The sequence below is a fragment of the Thalassobaculum sp. genome (assembly GCF_965223715.1).
Classification (GTDB): domain Bacteria; phylum Pseudomonadota; class Alphaproteobacteria; order Thalassobaculales; family Thalassobaculaceae; genus Thalassobaculum.
Genome location: NZ_OZ245012.1, coordinates 954,976 through 969,854, shown reverse-complemented (window position 1 = coordinate 969,854; position 14,879 = coordinate 954,976). Strand labels below are relative to the sequence as shown.

General features: G+C 67.6%; 14 protein-coding genes. 8 read left to right on the top strand and 6 right to left on the bottom strand.

What is annotated here, in order from left to right; genetic code table 11:
• Positions 1-118: 118 nt before the first annotated feature.
• Positions 119-1,405: a DUF2254 domain-containing protein gene (locus ACOQOP_RS04495; RefSeq protein ID WP_420565125.1), complete on the top strand. Its 1,287-nt coding sequence runs from the start codon at positions 119-121 to the stop codon at positions 1,403-1,405.
• A 108-nt stretch (positions 1,406-1,513) separates the two neighbouring features.
• Positions 1,514-2,332: an alpha/beta fold hydrolase gene (locus ACOQOP_RS04490; RefSeq protein ID WP_420565124.1), complete on the top strand. Its 819-nt coding sequence runs from the start codon at positions 1,514-1,516 to the stop codon at positions 2,330-2,332.
• 272 nt (positions 2,333-2,604) lie between these two features.
• Here ACOQOP_RS04490 and ACOQOP_RS04485 read toward each other — a convergent pair whose 3' ends face one another.
• The 4 genes from ACOQOP_RS04485 to ACOQOP_RS04470 are packed head-to-tail and all read right to left on the bottom strand — an operon-like array spanning position 2,605 to position 6,037.
• Positions 2,605-3,285, bottom strand: coding sequence for a cysteine hydrolase family protein (locus ACOQOP_RS04485; protein ID WP_420565123.1), 681 nt, complete (start codon positions 3,283-3,285; stop codon positions 2,605-2,607).
• A gap of 38 nt (positions 3,286-3,323) precedes the next feature.
• Complete coding sequence (locus tag ACOQOP_RS04480; protein WP_420565122.1) at positions 3,324-4,229, bottom strand: polysaccharide deacetylase family protein; 906 nt, start codon at positions 4,227-4,229, stop codon at positions 3,324-3,326.
• Complete coding sequence (locus tag ACOQOP_RS04475) at positions 4,226-5,143, bottom strand: polysaccharide deacetylase family protein (RefSeq protein ID WP_420565121.1); 918 nt, start codon at positions 5,141-5,143, stop codon at positions 4,226-4,228. The genes ACOQOP_RS04480 and ACOQOP_RS04475 overlap by 4 nt, the downstream gene beginning before the upstream one ends.
• Before the next feature lie 12 nt (positions 5,144-5,155).
• A complete protein-coding gene (locus tag ACOQOP_RS04470) occupies positions 5,156-6,037 on the bottom strand; it encodes an isocitrate lyase/PEP mutase family protein (protein WP_420565120.1) in 882 nt (293 codons plus the stop codon).
• A gap of 143 nt (positions 6,038-6,180) precedes the next feature.
• Here ACOQOP_RS04470 and ACOQOP_RS04465 point away from each other — a divergent pair, with 143 nt between their 5' ends.
• Both ACOQOP_RS04465 and ACOQOP_RS04460 read left to right on the top strand, forming a co-directional pair.
• Positions 6,181-7,548 (top strand): acyclic terpene utilization AtuA family protein, encoded by a 1,368-nt coding sequence (locus tag ACOQOP_RS04465; RefSeq protein WP_420565119.1) that lies wholly within the window; start codon positions 6,181-6,183, stop codon positions 7,546-7,548.
• Positions 7,548-7,877, top strand: a complete 330-nt coding sequence (locus ACOQOP_RS04460) for a DUF4387 domain-containing protein (protein ID WP_420565118.1) — start codon at positions 7,548-7,550, stop codon at positions 7,875-7,877. Before ACOQOP_RS04465 ends, ACOQOP_RS04460 begins: the two co-directional genes overlap by 1 nt.
• 10 nt (positions 7,878-7,887) lie before the next feature.
• On the opposite strand, the gene ACOQOP_RS04455 is transcribed toward ACOQOP_RS04460, so the two are convergent.
• Complete coding sequence (locus tag ACOQOP_RS04455) at positions 7,888-8,556, bottom strand: GntR family transcriptional regulator (RefSeq protein WP_420565117.1); 669 nt, start codon at positions 8,554-8,556, stop codon at positions 7,888-7,890.
• 254 nt (positions 8,557-8,810) lie between these two features.
• Between ACOQOP_RS04455 and ACOQOP_RS04450 the strand changes: the two genes are divergently transcribed.
• Entirely contained in the window at positions 8,811-10,202 is a 1,392-nt protein-coding gene (locus ACOQOP_RS04450; RefSeq protein WP_420565116.1) for a dihydroorotase, read from the top strand.
• 4 nt (positions 10,203-10,206) lie between these two features.
• Here the strand turns inward: ACOQOP_RS04450 and ACOQOP_RS04445 are convergent, their stop codons facing one another.
• Positions 10,207-11,589 carry a nitroreductase family protein gene (locus ACOQOP_RS04445; protein ID WP_420565115.1) on the bottom strand — a complete coding sequence of 461 codons (1,383 nt, stop codon included), beginning with the start codon at positions 11,587-11,589 and terminating at the stop codon, positions 10,207-10,209.
• Between the two features lie 247 nt (positions 11,590-11,836).
• On the opposite strand from ACOQOP_RS04445, the gene ACOQOP_RS04440 reads away from it, so the two are divergent.
• The 3 genes from ACOQOP_RS04440 to ACOQOP_RS04430 all read left to right on the top strand — a co-directional run bounded on the left by ACOQOP_RS04440 (position 11,837) and on the right by ACOQOP_RS04430 (position 14,829).
• Positions 11,837-12,862, top strand: coding sequence for a C4-dicarboxylate TRAP transporter substrate-binding protein (locus ACOQOP_RS04440; protein ID WP_420565114.1), 1,026 nt, complete (start codon positions 11,837-11,839; stop codon positions 12,860-12,862).
• 100 nt (positions 12,863-12,962) lie between these two features.
• Positions 12,963-13,508, top strand: a complete 546-nt coding sequence (locus tag ACOQOP_RS04435; protein ID WP_420565113.1) for a TRAP transporter small permease subunit — start codon at positions 12,963-12,965, stop codon at positions 13,506-13,508.
• A gap of 10 nt (positions 13,509-13,518) precedes the next feature.
• Positions 13,519-14,829 carry a TRAP transporter large permease gene (locus ACOQOP_RS04430; protein WP_420565112.1) on the top strand — a complete coding sequence of 437 codons (1,311 nt, stop codon included), beginning with the start codon at positions 13,519-13,521 and terminating at the stop codon, positions 14,827-14,829.
• Positions 14,830-14,879: the final 50 nt, after the last annotated feature.

Below are 14,879 nucleotides of genomic sequence, written 5' to 3'. Positions count from 1 at the left end.
GCTGCGCAATGGTGCCGCAGGCGGTAGACCGACGTTCCCGGTTGTACTGGACCTCTCCCACCAGACCGTGGCAAGTCAGACGAAGCCCCTCCGCCGCAGCCAGAGAACGGCCCCGCCGATGGCCCTCGCCCCGTTTCGCCGCACGATCCGCGTCCTGCGCGGCTTCCTGACCATTCCGGGGGCGATCAGCCTGTCCGGCCTGCTGGTGGCGATCGCGACCTGGCATCTGGAAGCCTGTCTGCACGACGAGCATGCCGGCCTGGTTCCGGCCTTCCTCGAGGTGCAGGCGGACACCGCCGAGGCGGTGTTCACGGTCTCGGCTGGAGCGTCCATGTCGGCGCTCGTGATGGTCTATTCCATCGTTCTGCTGGTCTACACCATGGCCGCCAGCGCCATCGGCCCGCGCCTGCTGCAGCGCTTCGGCGACGACCGGGTCAGCCAGGTCGCGGTCGGGTCGCTCGGCGCCACCTTCCTCTACGCGCTTCAGTCCCTGTGGATGATGGACTCTGACGGTTCGACAGACCTGACCGTCGCGGTCGGTGCCGCCTACATGATCGTCTCGGTCCTGCTGCTTCTGCTCTTCGTGCAGCGGGTCTCGACGCGGGTGACCATCGACCAAGAGGCGGCCGAGATCGCCCGGGCGCTGGACCGCCAGATCGACAACGCCATCGCCCGCAGCACGCCGATCCTGTCCAGCGAGCTGGTGCTGCCGGAGGGAGACGAGCGCAAGGTGCACGCCCCGGTCGACGGCTATGTGGACGCGATCGAGCCGGGCCAACTGCTGACCGCGGCCCGGGCGGCCGGCGCCACCGTCTTCTACGACGTGCAGCCCGGCGACTTCGTCATCAAGGGCGCACCGATCGCGACCGTCTTCAACGACCCGGATCAGGCGCTCGACCGGGCGGTGACCGACGCCCTTCCGCTGCTCTCCGTCCGCACGCCCGAGGGCGACCTGCGGTTCTCGGTGAACCTTCTGGTGGAGATCGCTCTGCGCGCCCTGTCCCCCGGCGTGAACGACACCTTCACCGCCATCGCCTGTGTGGACCGGCTGTCGGCCGCGCTGGCGACGGCCCGGGCCGAGCGGCTGTCGACCGGCGTGTTCCTGGACAGCGACGGCGTGGCGCGGGTGGTCTCGCCGACGACCACCGCCGACACCCTGTTCATCGAAGCCTTCCCGCCGCTGCGCCGCGCCGCCAGGCGCAACGGCCTGATGAGCCTTGCGCTGGAACGGGCGATCGCTCGGATGATCCGGATTGCCGAGCCGGACCAGCGCGAGGCCATGTTCGACGAGCTGCGCCTGCTCGCCGAGGAGGTGTCGGCGAGCGATCAGCTCGAGGCGGACAAGGAGGAGTTGCTGGCGCGGATCGACACGTGCCTCGAGCTCGCGGACCGACCCTCGGCCTGAACCTGCCGCGCCCGGAACGGCCGGAACGCGGATTGCCGCCAGTCGCCGAAGCCGATAAGGGAGTCGGGCACCGCCAGCTCTGCACCCCACAGCCCAAGGAAGGTCGCCATGAAGACCCTCACCGTGAATGGCTTCGACATGGCCTATCTCGAGATCGGCCAAGGCAAGCCGCTGCTCTGCGTACACGGCTCGCTGAACGACTTCCGGGCCTGGGCGCCGGTGCTGAAGCCGCTGTCGACCGGCCGCCGGCTGATCGCGCCGAGCCTGCGCCATTACTTCCCCGATAGCTGCGCCGGCACCGAGGCCACCTTCACCATGGCCCAGCACGTCGACGACGTGATCGCCTTCATCGAGGCGCTGGACGCCGGGCCGGTCGACCTGATCGGCCATTCCCGCGGCGGTCATCTCGCCTTCCGGCTGGCGCTGCAGCGCCCGGAGCTGGTGGACCGGCTGGTCCTGGCCGAGCCGGGCGGCGCCCTGGACGACACGCTGATGCCGAAGACCGAGGGCGAGGGCGGCCCGGCCGCGGGCACCCGCGCCCATGTGGCCCAGTCGGCGGAAAAGATCGCCGCCGGCGACCTCGAGGGGGGCCTGCGCGCCTTCATCGAAGGGATCAACGGTCCGGGCGCCTGGGACCGGCTGCCGGCAGCCGACCGGCAGATGCGCGAGGACAATGCGACCACCCTGCTGGCCCAGGTGAACGAGGGCCGCCTGCCCTTCTCGCGGACGGAGGCGGAGGCGCTGACGGCCCCCACCCTGTTCGTCGGCGGGGCGGACACGCCGGGCATGCTGCCGGTGGTGCTCCGCGCGCTCGCGGCCCATGTGCCGGGGGCGAAGACCGTGATCATCCCGGATGCCGGCCACAGCATGTTCCGCCAGCAGCCGCGCACCTTCGGCGACGCGGTCCTGGCGTTCCTGGACGGGTAGGGATTCGGCGCCAACCCGATCCCTTCAACACTCCCAAAACCCCACGCACTCCCCGGATTTATTCCGGGGCCTACGCATCAGCGTGACGGGGCGGCCGACCGAGCCAGCTCGGCGTGGGCCCCGGAATGAATCCGGGGAGTGGGAGAGGGTTAGAGGTGGAGGAAAAACTCCCCTCACCCCCATCGTCCTGATGCACATCAGGATCTGCGGTGCATTGGCGTCAGCAGCATGGTCCTGACTTGCGTCAGGACGACGGGCGGGGTTCCCGTCGCTTACAGCGACAGTTCGGCCACCACGTCGTCCGTGCTGCGCACACGCCCGAACAGGCGTTGGAAGTTCTGCATCGTGCTCTCGTGCAGCTCCTTGCGGGTGGTGGCGCAGCCGTCCTCCACCATGGTCACGTGATAGCCCCGGTCGGCTGCCTCGCGCGCCGTCGTCTCCACGCACATGTTGGTCGACACGCCGGTCATGTAGAGATTGTCCCAGCCCATCGAGCGCAGCAGGTGGTCGAGCCCGGTGGAAGCGAAGGCGCCGATGCTGGTCTTGCGTACGATCAGCTCGCCCGGCAGCGGCTCCAGCCCGGCGACGACCTTGTGTTCCTCGCTGCCGATCCAGTTGTTGGTCTCCTGGAACATCTTTCGCATGTGCGGCGGCGCGTCGGCGGCGTCCTGGCGCTGGGCGCCGAGGGTGACATAGACGATGCCGCCGCCTTTGGCCCGGAACCCGTCCAGCATGCGGCGGATGTTCGGCACCACCAGCTTCTCGATCCGGTCGAAGCGGTAGTCGGTGGAGGTCGACCCCTCCGCCTTCATCCGGCGACCGAGCGCGCCCGTGCGCGAGCCCGACGCGTTCTGCATGTCGACGATCACCAGGGCGGAGCGCTCGAACACCACCGGGCGCTCGGTCATGAACGCGCGGATGTAGTCGACGTTGTCGATGCCTGCGGTGGCCATGTCAGTCTCTCCTTAGGGGCGCCCGTGGGGGCGGAAGGTCAGTCGGATTGCAGGGCGCGGAAATGCCGGGCGACCTCGCCGGCGGTGGCCTGCCACACGCCGTCGCGGGGCGGCGCGATGCGCTCCAGCACCTGCTCCAGGAAGCGGATGCGATGGAACTGGCCGACGATCCAGGGATGCAGGGACAGGGAGAAGTACCGCCCCGCCGCCCGCTCCTCATAGAGCCGGTCGAAGGCGGCGACGACCATGTCCTCCCAGGTCTCGCGCGGCACCTTGCGCAGCCACATGATCTCGCCGTCGTCCCATTCGGGCTGGCGCGGGACCGAGACCAGGGCCGGTTTGGTATTCAGCATGTAGGGCTGGTCGTCGTTCGGCCAGTCCATGACGTAGTCGAGCCCGAACTCGGCCAGGAGGCCGGCGGTGATCTCGCTCTCGCCATAGGCCGGGCCGGCCCAGCCGGTCGGCCGCCGGCCGGTGATGCGTTCCACCGTCGCCACGCTCTCGTCGATCATCCAGCGCTGGGCATCGGCGTCGAGCTTGGAGGTGATCATCCGGTCGGAATGGGTGCCAGCGGCGACGAACTCGACGTCGCGGTCCATCAGCCGCTCGACGATGGCCGGATAGCGCTCCAGCGCCGCCGCATTCGCCGGGACCGTCAGCTTGAGGCCGAACTTGTCGAGCCGGTCGAGCACCCGGAAGATGCCGATCCGGTTGCCGTATTCGCGCTGGGTATAGCCGGTATAGTCCGGATAGAAGTTTCCGAACGCGCCCTGGTAGCGCGGGTCGCGCCAGTCCTCCTTCGGCGGATCGAGCCGCCAGAACTCCAGATGCAGCAGCACGGTGAAGGCCAGCCCGTTGCCGTCCGGCCAGGAGATCGCCGGACGCCGGTTCATCGCCGAATAGGGATAGAGGTCGTGGTCCATCCCAGGACGCGGTTGGGTCATGGCGCGCCCTCCCAGCCCAGATGGGCCTTCATCGTCTCGAGGTGATTGGCGATGTACCAGTCGGCGATCTCCTCGCCGGTGGCCATCCAGACTTTGTCGTGGCCGGTGATATAGGCGAGCGTGCGGTCCAGATGCTTGATCCGGTGCGGCTGGCCCAGGATGTAGGGGTGCAGCGCCAGGCAGAGCACCCGCGGCTGCTCCTCACCCTCCTTGTAGAGCGTGTCGAAGGCGTCGCAGGTCCAGTTGGCGAAATCCTCGCTGTCGAACTGGTTGCGGTACATGACCGCATCGTTCAGCTCCATCGTGTAGGGGATGGTCACCAGGGTGCGGCCCGAGCGGGTGCGCATCGGGAATGGCTGATCGTCGTGGTACCAGTCGCAGTAATAGTCGATCCCCGCCTCGGCCACGAGGTCGGGCGTATTGAAGGTCCAGGACCCGGCCGGGGAGAACCAGCCGCGCAGCTTGCGGCCGGTGAGCTTGGTGTGCAGGTCCAGGCTCTCGTGGATCGCGTCCCGCTCCTCCTCCTCGGAGTAGCCCCAGTGGTAGCGGGTGTTGTACATGCCGTGGGACATGATCGCCCACTTGCGCGCCTCGCAGGCCTCGAAGATCTCGGGGTAGTGCACGAAGTTCGACATGCTGAGCGACAGGGTGCCGCGCACGCCGTGAGCGTCCATGACTTCCATCATCCGCCACAGCCCGACCCGGTTGCCGTAGTCCCGCACCCCGTAGCCATGCACGTCCGGATGGGGCGTGCGCGGCCAGGGATCGCGGATCCGCGACGGCCGGGGCAGGAACTCGTAGTGCTCCACATTGGGCACCACCCAGACCGCGATCTTCGCCCCGTTCGGCCAGGTCAGCTTCGGGCGGTCGACGATGGCGGAATACGGGGCGCGGTCCTCGTGTGCGAACTTCATGCAGCCATCCTCTTAGTCCTCGACCGCGTAGGTCTTCTCCATGGCGTCGTAGGTCGACTTGTGGACCAGCCGCTGGCGCTCGACGAAATCGGCCAGCCGGTCCTGCACGGCGTCGAGGTTGCCGTCGCGCTTCAGCGCGCCCAGCACCTCGCTCATGGCCCGCATGGCGGCCTGCAGCGGCGTGTTGGCGTAGAGCACGATGGCGAAGCCGATCTTCGCCAGCTCCTCCTGAGACAGCATCGGCGTGCGGCCGCCGACCACCAGGTTGGCCACCTGCGGCACCGGCAGCTCGGCGCAGATCCGGGTCATCTCCTCGACAGAGGTCGGCGCCTCGACGAAGGTCACGTCGGCGCCCGCCTCGATATACATCCGGGCGCGGTCCAGAGCGGCGTCGATGCCCTCGATGGCGCGGGCGTCGGTGCGGGCGATAATGAGAAAGTTCTCGTCCTCGCGCGCGTCGGCGGCGGCGCGGACCTTGGTCGCCATCTCCTTGGCCGGGATCACCGCCTTGCCGTCGAAATGGCCGCATTTCTTCGGGAAGACCTGGTCCTCGATCTGCACCGCGCAGGCGCCCGCCCGCTCCAGCACCCGGACGGTTCGGTGGGTGTTGATGGCATTGCCGAAGCCGGTGTCCATGTCGACGAACAGGGGCAGGCTGCTGATCTCGGCGATCGCGGCCGTCGTGGTCTGGATCTCGCTCATGGTGACCAGGCCGATATCGGGCACGCCGAGCAGGGTGTTGGCGATTCCGGCGCCGGTGACGTAGCAGGCCTCGAAGCCCTGGTCCTCGATCACGCGGGCGGTCAGCGCGTTCGCCGCACCCGGCACCAGAACGGCGCGCCGTTCCTCCAGCATCGCCCGGAATTTCTTTCGGCGATCAGCAAGCGTCGTCATCTGGTCCAAACCTCCCGGCCCTGTTTCTATCGGGACTTACCGCCCGCCCGGATTACAGCGGGGCCGAACAATATCGTCAACTGTTGACAGTTATCGATCACGCCGGGGATGATCCGGCCAAAGATAACGAGGAGGAAACCACCGTGAGCAGCGGCGCCTACCGAATGCTATCGACCAGCGGCATCCTCGGCTACGGGTTCCCTGAATCGTCCCTGCTGAAGGGCGAGGAACGCGGCGTCGACATGATCGGCGTCGATGGCGGCAGTACCGATCCGGGACCGTTCTATCTCGGCTCCGGCAAGACGCTGAGCTCGCGCCGCGCCATGAAGCGCGACCTGCGGCTGATGGTGCAGGCCGGCAAGCGCCAGGGCGTGCCCGTGGTCATCGGCACGGCAGGCGGTGCGGGCGGCACCCCGCATCTGGAGATCACCGCCGACATCGTGCGCGAAATCGCCCGCGAGGACGGCATCCACCTGCGGCTCGCCACCATCGAGGCCGAGCAGGACAAGGCGGCGCTGAAGAAAGCCACGGCCGACGGCCGCATGAAGAAACTGACCGGCGGGCCGGCGATCGACGCCGAGGCCATCGACCGGGCCGAGCGGGTGGTCGGCATGATGGGACCGGAGCCCTTCGCCGCCGCCCTGGACGGCGCCGCCGACGTGGTGCTGGCCGGACGGTCGAGCGATCCCGCCCCCTGGGCCGCCATGGCGATCCGCGCCGGCAAGGCGCCCGCCCCTGCCTGGTATGCCGGCAAGATGCTGGAATGCGGCGCCACCCCGTCGATTCCCAAGGGCCATGACTGCCTCTACGTGACGGTGGACGACGAGGGCGTGGTGCTGGAGCCGACCGCACCGGAGCGGGCCTGCACCCCCTCCTCCGTCGCCAACCATGCCCTGCACGAGAACCCCAGCCCCTGCATCCATGTGGAGCCGGGCGGCATTCTCGACACCACCGACTGCCGGTTCGACGCGGTGAACGACCGGGCGGTGCGGGTCTCCGGCATGACCTGGAGCCCCTCGCCCTACACGGTGAAGCTGGAGGGCGTCGAGCTGGTCGGCTACCGGGCGATCAGCATCTGCGGCACCCGCGACCCGCTGCTGATCGACACGCTGGACGATTTCCTGAAGACGATCCACGAGTCGACCGCCACCAAGGTCGGCAATCTCGGGGTCACGCCGGACGACTACAAGCTGATCATCCGCCGCTACGGGCTGGACGGGGTGATGGGCGCGGCCGAGCCGCTGCGCGGCACCGCCAAGCCGCACGAGATCGGCTTCGTGGTGGAAGCCGTGGCCGACGACCAAGACACCGCCGATGCGGTGCTGTCGGTGGCCCGCGTCACCATGCTGCACACGGACTTCCCGGGCCGGCTCTGCCGCGAGGGGAACATGGCCTTCCCCTACTCGCCCTCGGACATCCAGGCCGGGCCGGTCTACCGGTTCTCTGTCTTCCAGACGATGGCGGTGGACGATCCGCTCGCCCCGTTCCCGATCACCTACGAGGACCTGTGATGCCCCGGATCCGCGATATCGCCAAGGTCTGCAAGTCGAAGAATGCCGGCCCGTTCCAGCTCACCATCGACGTGGTGTTCGAGACCCGCGCCACCTACGACGCGGTGGCGGCGACCGGCGTGCTGACGCCGAAGCTGATCGCCGATCTGTACGACGTGGCGGAGGAGGACGTGCTGTTCACGCCCTATCCGGCCGGCCTCGCCTTCAAGGCGACGATCCCGCGGCATACCCCGGCGGGCGATCTCGGCGACACCGACGTCTATGGCTGCCAGCAGCACGCCCCGATGCTGGATGTCGACATCCCGATCAACCATGTGCCGGCGGCCTGACTGGACGGCGCTACGCGACGTCGGCGGCGACCAGGTGATTGATGCTGGCGCGGCTGTTGCGGATATGCGTGCGCATCGCCGCTTCCGCCGCGTCGGGGTCGCGCGCCTCCAGGGCCGCGAGCACCGCCCGGTGCTCCTCCAACGCCTGGGCCGGACGGCCGGGGGCGGTGCTCAGCCGCTGACGGAACAGGCGCAGCAGCGAGTACAGGTCCTCGTCCAGCATCTTGATCAGCCGCTCGTTCCGGCTGGCCCGCACGATGCGGTAGTGGAAGTCGAGATCGCCGCCGCCCTGGAAGTAGCCCTTGCCGGCGACCACGTGCTCGTCGGTGGCGTGGTCGTCGAGCATGCGCTGCAGGCGCTTCAGCTCCGCCGGCTTCATCCGGGTCGCGGCCAGGCGGCAGGCCATGCCCTCCAGGCTCTCGCGGATCACCAGCAGGTCGAGGATCTGGGCCTGGTCGAGGGAAACCACCCGCGCGCCCTGGTTGGCCTGGCGCTCCACCAGATTACGGCCCTCGAGCCGGCCGATCGCCTCGCGCAGGGGGCCACGGCTGATGCCGTAGCGCCGCGCCAGGGTCACCTCGGACAGCCGCTCTCCGGGCTTGAGCTCACCGGACATGATCGCCTGTTCCAGCCGCTCGAAGGCCAGCGTCGACAGGTTCGTGGAGGTGATCGGTTGCATCGTCTCAATCGTCGCCACAGCTACGGTTCCTCAACCTATGACCGAGCCCTTAAACGTGCTCGAGTTGATTATCATTCTAATCACAATAGCGCGGGAATGCCTGCGCATCTGTGTCAAATCCGTCTTTTCGACGATGAATTTGCCACGCCGCCTTGCGCCCTGCCCCATAACGCGCGCCAACATTCCGGTCTGCGGAACAGGCGCGACCGCACGGCCCGACGACCGACAGATAAGCACAGGATGGAGACGACACGATGACCAAGATGGATCTGAGACTGGCCGGTGGATCGGTGCTGCTCCCAGGACAGGGTTTCCGTGACGTCGACGTGCTGGTCGCCGACGGTCGCATCGCCGCGGTGACCGAGCCGGGCAGCGGTCCGGAGGCGGCGGAGACGGTTCAACTCGGCGGGCTGACGGTGCTGCCGGGCGCCTGCGACGTCCACCTGCATCTCGGTCACGGCAGCGACATCTCCAAGCCCCGGGTGCCCTCCGACGCGGCGAGTGAAACGGCGGCGGCGGCGATCGGCGGCGTGACGTCCTTCATCCCCTATGTGATGAGCCCGGATCCCTACGGCGCCCAGTTCGCGGAGCTGAAATCGGTGACCGAGGCCGGGGCGCGGATCGATTTCGGCTTCCACTTCGTGATCGCGACCGACGACCAGCTCGCCGAACTGCCGCGCTACATCAAGGAATTCGGCGTCCCCACTGCGAAGCTGTTCATGAACATCCGCGGCGACGAGGGCAAGCGGCTCGGCCTGCCCGGCACCGATGACGGCTTCATGCTGCGGCTGCTGGAGACCCTGGCCGAGCATGGCGGCATGATGTGTCCGCACCCGGAGAACATCGAGGCCGCCTGGGTGCTGCGCGACCGGGTGATGGCCGCCGATCCCGAGGGCAAGAACGGCCTGGAGAGCTGGAACGCGACCCGCCCGCCTTTCGTGGAGGCCGACGCGATCCGCCGAGCCGCCTATTTCGGCCGGGTGACCGGCGCGCGGGTCTATACCGTCCACACCTCCTCGGGCGAGGCGTTGGCCGCCGCGGTCGAGCAGCGCAAGGCCGGCTCCAGGCTGACGATCGAGACCTGCACCCACTACCTGACCCACGACACCACGAGCCACTGGGGTGCCGTCGCCAAGGTGAACCCGCCGCTGCGCGACCCGGCCGACCGGGAAGCGCTGTGGGAGGGCATCCGTCGGGGTGATATCGACACGCTCGGCACCGACCACATCCACCGGCCGATCTCCAGCAAGGACGGCGGCATCTGGAAGGCCCAGCCGGGCTTCCCGGGCCTCGACGCGTTCCTGCCGGCCTTCTTCACCGAGGGTCACGTCAAGCGCGGCATTCCGCTGGAGCAGTTGGCGAAACTGGTCACCTGCCAGCCGGCGGATGCCATGGGCCTGTCCCCGCGCAAGGGCCGGATCACGCCGGGGGCGGATGCGGATTTCGCGATCCTCGACATGAAGGCGCCCTGGACCGTGCAGAAATCCAGCCTGCAGAGCGACGCCGGCTACTCGGTCTGGGAAGGACAGGAGATGGCCTGCAAGGTGCTGCACACCATCGTACGTGGCGGATTCGTCGTCCGCGACGGCGCCCTGGTGGCGGGCAGCGAGGGCACCGGCCGGTTCATGGCCCGCACCCTCGCCTGATCCCTCAGGCCGCCCGCCAGCGCCCGGCATAGAGCCGGCATCCGGTTCGGTTTTCGTCGGTCACCACGGTGGCATCGTGGCTCACCGCGGTGCCGATACCCTGCTCCACCTCCGGCATGAACCGGGCGGCCATCCAGCCGCGCACGGTCTCCGCCGACAGCGGGGTGAACGGGCCCTGGTTCGGAATGCAGCCGCGCGACTCCACCTCGCTCCAGTGGTCGCCATAGTCGGAATCCAGGTTGCGCACGCTGGCGACCACCGCCCCGCCCGGCTTCAGCACCCGGCGCACCTCGTCCAGCATCCTCTCCGGCTGCGGCATCTGCTCCAGCACCTGGGGCAGAATCACCACATCCATGCTGTCCTCGGCGTAGGGCAGCGAGGGGCCGTCGATGCGGTCGCCATGGGTATGGTCCAGGGCAAAGCCTTCGCGCTTCATCCGTTCCAGGATGAAAGTAAGATTCCCGTCGGACAGCTCGGCCAGATGGAGCTCCACGCCGGGGTCCAGGCGCCGGCGGATCTCCACGCTGTAGGTCCCGCCCCAGGGCATCAGCTCGACCACCCGCGAGCCCGGAGTCAGGTCCGGCAGCAGGTCCAGCTCGGCGCGGGTCGCCTCGCCCTGGCGGCGCGAGACATAGACCCCGGCCAGCGGCGACTTCGCCCAGACAGCATAGCCCCGGAAATCGCCGAGCTGCTCCCAGGACCAGCCGCGCGGGTCCCACATGGCGAAGGGGTTGGACGGGTTGGTGATCTCGAAATACGGATAGGCCTTGGCCGGCTTCACCGGATAGATCGTGTGGCCGGGCCGGGCGAAGCCGTTCCAGGAATGCACCTCCTCGAAGGGCCGGCGCGGCGCCTTCATCGCCGGGGCGGTCGGCCGCGCCCGGCCGATCGCCATCGCCCCGCAGATCTCGAAGATCGGCGGCACGCCGAACAGCTCCGCCAGGGCGGCATTGTCGCCGATCCCGGCATTCCAGATCGTGTCGTAGCCGCGCAGATGGGCGCTCAGGATCATGTGGTAGCAAGCGCCCGCCACCGACTGGACGACGGAGAAATTGCCGTGGGTCCAGCCCTTCTGGAAACACAGATAGACCAGGGCGGAGCATTCGGCGAAGTGGTGGTTGCCGCCGGAGATGTCGTGGCAGCGCATCAGCATGTCGCGGTCGTCGACGATGATGTAGTGCCATTGCTGCTGGTTGCAGGAGGACGGGGCCTGCATGCCGTCGCGCACGATCTCGGCCAGCACCGCGCGATCCATCGGCGTGCCGTCGAAGTCGCGGCAGGACCGGCGGCTGGCCAGGATGTCCAGGATCCGGCTCCAGTCTTCCACGGCATTGGGTTCAACGGCATGGGTTTCCGAAGAACGCGGGCGCGAACGCGCGTCATCCATCCCTGGTCTCCTATCGGCGATTTACCCTAGACTACCCCTGCGGAGGAGGCGTTGACAGAAGGCTGTCGGGGCGGAAAAATGTCAACAGTTGACTATTCTGGCGCCTCCGAAGAGCACGCCCGGCCTCGGCCGGGGCCCGGATAATCTGGTCGACCCAAGGCGCCGGAGCGCGGATGATGCGGAGCCGGCGCCAGCCCAGGGGACATTCCGCCACTACGGCGCTGAAACAGGGAGACGGAGTAATCCAATGAACAAATATATCGGAAGCATTATCAAGGGTGCTGCGGTTGCCGCCTCGCTCGGCATAGCCAGCAGCGCGCTGGCCCAGGACGAGGTCACGCTGCGCTGGGGCCACTATCTGCCGAACAGCCCGTTCCTCGAGGTCGAGCAGAACTTCGCCAAGAAGATCGAGGAGCGCACCGGCGGCAAGGTGAAGATCGAGATCACCTATGCGGGCGGTCTCGGCAAGGGCAACGAGATCATGACCCTCGCCGGCCGCGGCGCCATCGACATGGCCTCGGTCGTGCCGGGCTACTACGCCGACCAGCTTCTGTTCATCCGCGCGTTCCAGATTCCGTTCGTGTTCGACACGCCGGCCGAGGCGATGACCCTGTCGCGCAACTCCTTCGCGGAGATCCCGGCGTTCTCCGAGGAGCTGGACAAGTACAACGTGAAGTTCCTGTTCCACCAGCCGCTCGGCCAGTACTACCTGACCGGCCCGGATGGGAACTGCGACACGGTTGCCGGCCTGAAGGACAAGAAGATCCGCAGCTTCGGCGCCGACATTCCCAAGCTGCACAATGCGGTCGGCGCGGTGCCGGTGACCATCGGCGTGGGCGACATCTATGAGGCGCTGCAGCGCGGCACGCTAGACTACTCGTTCATCAATGCCGGCAACATCGTCACCAACCGCTTCTACGAGCCGGGCAAGTTCAGCTGCGGCCCGGTCATGGCGATCACCGGCCACCTGATCACCATCGGCAAACGCGCCTGGGACAAGCTGACCCCGGAGACCCAGGCGATCTTCATGGAAGAGGCCAAGGTCAGCCAGCAGGCCTATCTGGACTGGATCGACGCCTTCGAGAGCAAGGCCATCGAGGACATCAAGGCCAATGGCGGCGAGGTGAAGGAGTTCCCGGAAGCCGAGCTCGCCAAGTGGAAGGATATGGCGCCTGATCTGCTCGGCGACTGGGTCAAGGACATGGAAGGCCGTGGCCTCGGCGAGGAAGCCCAGAAGGTCTATGACCAGTGGTACGCCTGGCTCGGCCGCTGATCTGACGCACACCCTCCCGGCCGCCGCTTTCGGCGGCCGGGATCTTTTCGTGAACCCCTTTGGTTAGACCCTTTCATCCCCTTACCGGTACGGCGGGACCATGGTTCTTGTTTCAGGCATTCTGCGGCGCGTCGCGCTCGCCATCCTGCTGATCGGCGGCGTCGGCACGATGGCGGCGATGTTCCTCGGCACCATCGAGGTGGTCGGCACGCAGATCTTCCACACCCCGGTGCCCGGCGCGCTGGAACTGACCGAGAGCACCATGGTGCTGATCGTGTTCGGCGCCCTGTGCTACGCCCAGATCCGGCGCAGCCACATCCGGGTCGAGCTGATCTACACCAATACCGGCCCGCGCGCCCGGGCCGCCATGGACATCTTCGCCGATCTCTGCGGCCTCGTGTTCTTCTCGCTGCTGCTCTGGCAGGCCTATAACGAGGCGCTGTACAGCCTGCAGATCGGCGAGGCGACGGTCGGGCTGATCCGGTTCCCACTCTTCCCCGCCCGCATCGTCCTGGCGGTCGGCACCGGCCTGCTGATCCTGCAGCTCGTGCTTGACCTGATCACCGACATCCGCCGGGTCATCGACGGCAGCGAGATCCAGGCGGCCGAGGACTACGACCCCACGCGCCCCACCGGCACCGACTGAGGACACCCGAATGCTCGATCCCGCAACGACAGGTTTCCTTGTCGGCGTTCTGCTGATCTTCTTCCTCGCCGTCGGCGTCCATATCGGCGTCGCCCTGGGGTTGGGCGGCATCTTGGGCATGTATCTGGCCATCGGGCCGGACGCCGCCTGGGCGCAGCTCGCCACGATCCCGTTCAGCACGACCAACGAGTTCACGCTCGCGGTCATCCCGCTGTTCATCCTGATGGGGTCGCTGGCGACGACGGCCGGCATCACCACGGACCTGTACAAGGCGGCCTACAACTGGCTCGGGCACCTGCGCGGCGGTCTGGCGATCGCCACGACGCTGGCCTCGGCCGCCTTCGGGGCGGCCTGCGGATCGACGGTGGTGAACGCCGCCGTCTTCACCCGCATGGCGCTGCCGGAGATGACCAACTTCGGCTACGACAAACGGCTGAGTGCCGGCTGTATCGCCGCCTCGGGCACTCTGGCCTCGCTGATTCCGCCGAGCATCCTCATGGTGATCTACGCGGTCATCACCGAGCAGTCGATCGCCGTGCTGCTGATGGCCGGTCTGGTCCCGGGCCTGCTGTCGGCCGCGGTCTTCGTCATCGGCATCTACATCTGGGTGCGGCGCCGCCCCGAGATCGCCCCGACCCTGCCGACCCGGGTCTCCGCCAAGGAACGCTACAAGTCGCTCTACGGCGTGTGGGGCATCCTGTTTCTGTTCATCCTGGTGATCGGCGGCATCTATACCGGGTTCTTCGTGCCGACCTATGCCGGTGCCGTCGGCGCGTTCGGCGCCTTCCTGATCGTGGTCGCCAAGGGCCGGCTCTCCGGCAAGTCCATGGTGGAAACCTTCAAGGACGCCGGCGTCACCACATCGGTGATCTTCATCATCGTGATCGGCGGCATCCTGTTCGCCCGGTTCCTGACCTATACCGGCCTGATCTCGGATATCTCGACGATCCTGCTGTCCTGGGATCTTAACCCGTACCTGTACCTGCTGGCCTTCGCGGTGATCTACCTGATCCTCGGCATGCTGATCGAGCCGATCGCGATCATGGTGATGACCCTGCCGGTGATGTTCCCGATCCTGACCGGCGTCGGCTTCGACCCGATCTGGCTGGGGGTGATTTCCATCAAGCTGGCGGAGATCTCGCTGATGACCCCGCCGGTGGGATTGAACGTCTACGTGGTCCGCAGCGCGTCGCCGATCCCGCTCACCCTTGAGGAGGTGTTCTCCGGCGTGATGCCCTTCGTGCTGATGGACGTGATCACCCTGGGCCTGCTGATCGCCTTCCCGGCCATCGTGACCTTCCTGCCGGAGCTGATGCGGTAGGCGGGCGACATCCAACGCGAAACGGCCGCCCCGGATGCCTGGTGCGGCCG

Bases quoted from the DNA above. Each gene is read 5' to 3' on its own strand.
- ACOQOP_RS04480 (WP_420565122.1), bottom strand. From the start codon at position 4,229: ATGACCCAACCGCGTCCTGGGATGGACCACGACCTCTATCCCTATTCG.
- ACOQOP_RS04445 (WP_420565115.1), bottom strand. From the start codon at position 11,589: ATGGATGACGCGCGTTCGCGCCCGCGTTCTTCGGAAACCCATGCCGTT.
- ACOQOP_RS04450 (WP_420565116.1), top strand. From the start codon at position 8,811: ATGACCAAGATGGATCTGAGACTGGCCGGTGGATCGGTGCTGCTCCCA.
- ACOQOP_RS04490 (WP_420565124.1), top strand. From the start codon at position 1,514: ATGAAGACCCTCACCGTGAATGGCTTCGACATGGCCTATCTCGAGATC.
- ACOQOP_RS04430 (WP_420565112.1), top strand. From the start codon at position 13,519: ATGCTCGATCCCGCAACGACAGGTTTCCTTGTCGGCGTTCTGCTGATC.
- ACOQOP_RS04440 (WP_420565114.1), top strand. From the start codon at position 11,837: ATGAACAAATATATCGGAAGCATTATCAAGGGTGCTGCGGTTGCCGCC.
- ACOQOP_RS04470 (WP_420565120.1), bottom strand. From the start codon at position 6,037: ATGACGACGCTTGCTGATCGCCGAAAGAAATTCCGGGCGATGCTGGAG.
- ACOQOP_RS04455 (WP_420565117.1), bottom strand. From the start codon at position 8,556: ATGCAACCGATCACCTCCACGAACCTGTCGACGCTGGCCTTCGAGCGG.
- ACOQOP_RS04485 (WP_420565123.1), bottom strand. From the start codon at position 3,285: ATGGCCACCGCAGGCATCGACAACGTCGACTACATCCGCGCGTTCATG.
- ACOQOP_RS04475 (WP_420565121.1), bottom strand. From the start codon at position 5,143: ATGAAGTTCGCACACGAGGACCGCGCCCCGTATTCCGCCATCGTCGAC.
- ACOQOP_RS04495 (WP_420565125.1), top strand. From the start codon at position 119: ATGGCCCTCGCCCCGTTTCGCCGCACGATCCGCGTCCTGCGCGGCTTC.
- ACOQOP_RS04460 (WP_420565118.1), top strand. From the start codon at position 7,548: ATGCCCCGGATCCGCGATATCGCCAAGGTCTGCAAGTCGAAGAATGCC.
- ACOQOP_RS04435 (WP_420565113.1), top strand. From the start codon at position 12,963: ATGGTTCTTGTTTCAGGCATTCTGCGGCGCGTCGCGCTCGCCATCCTG.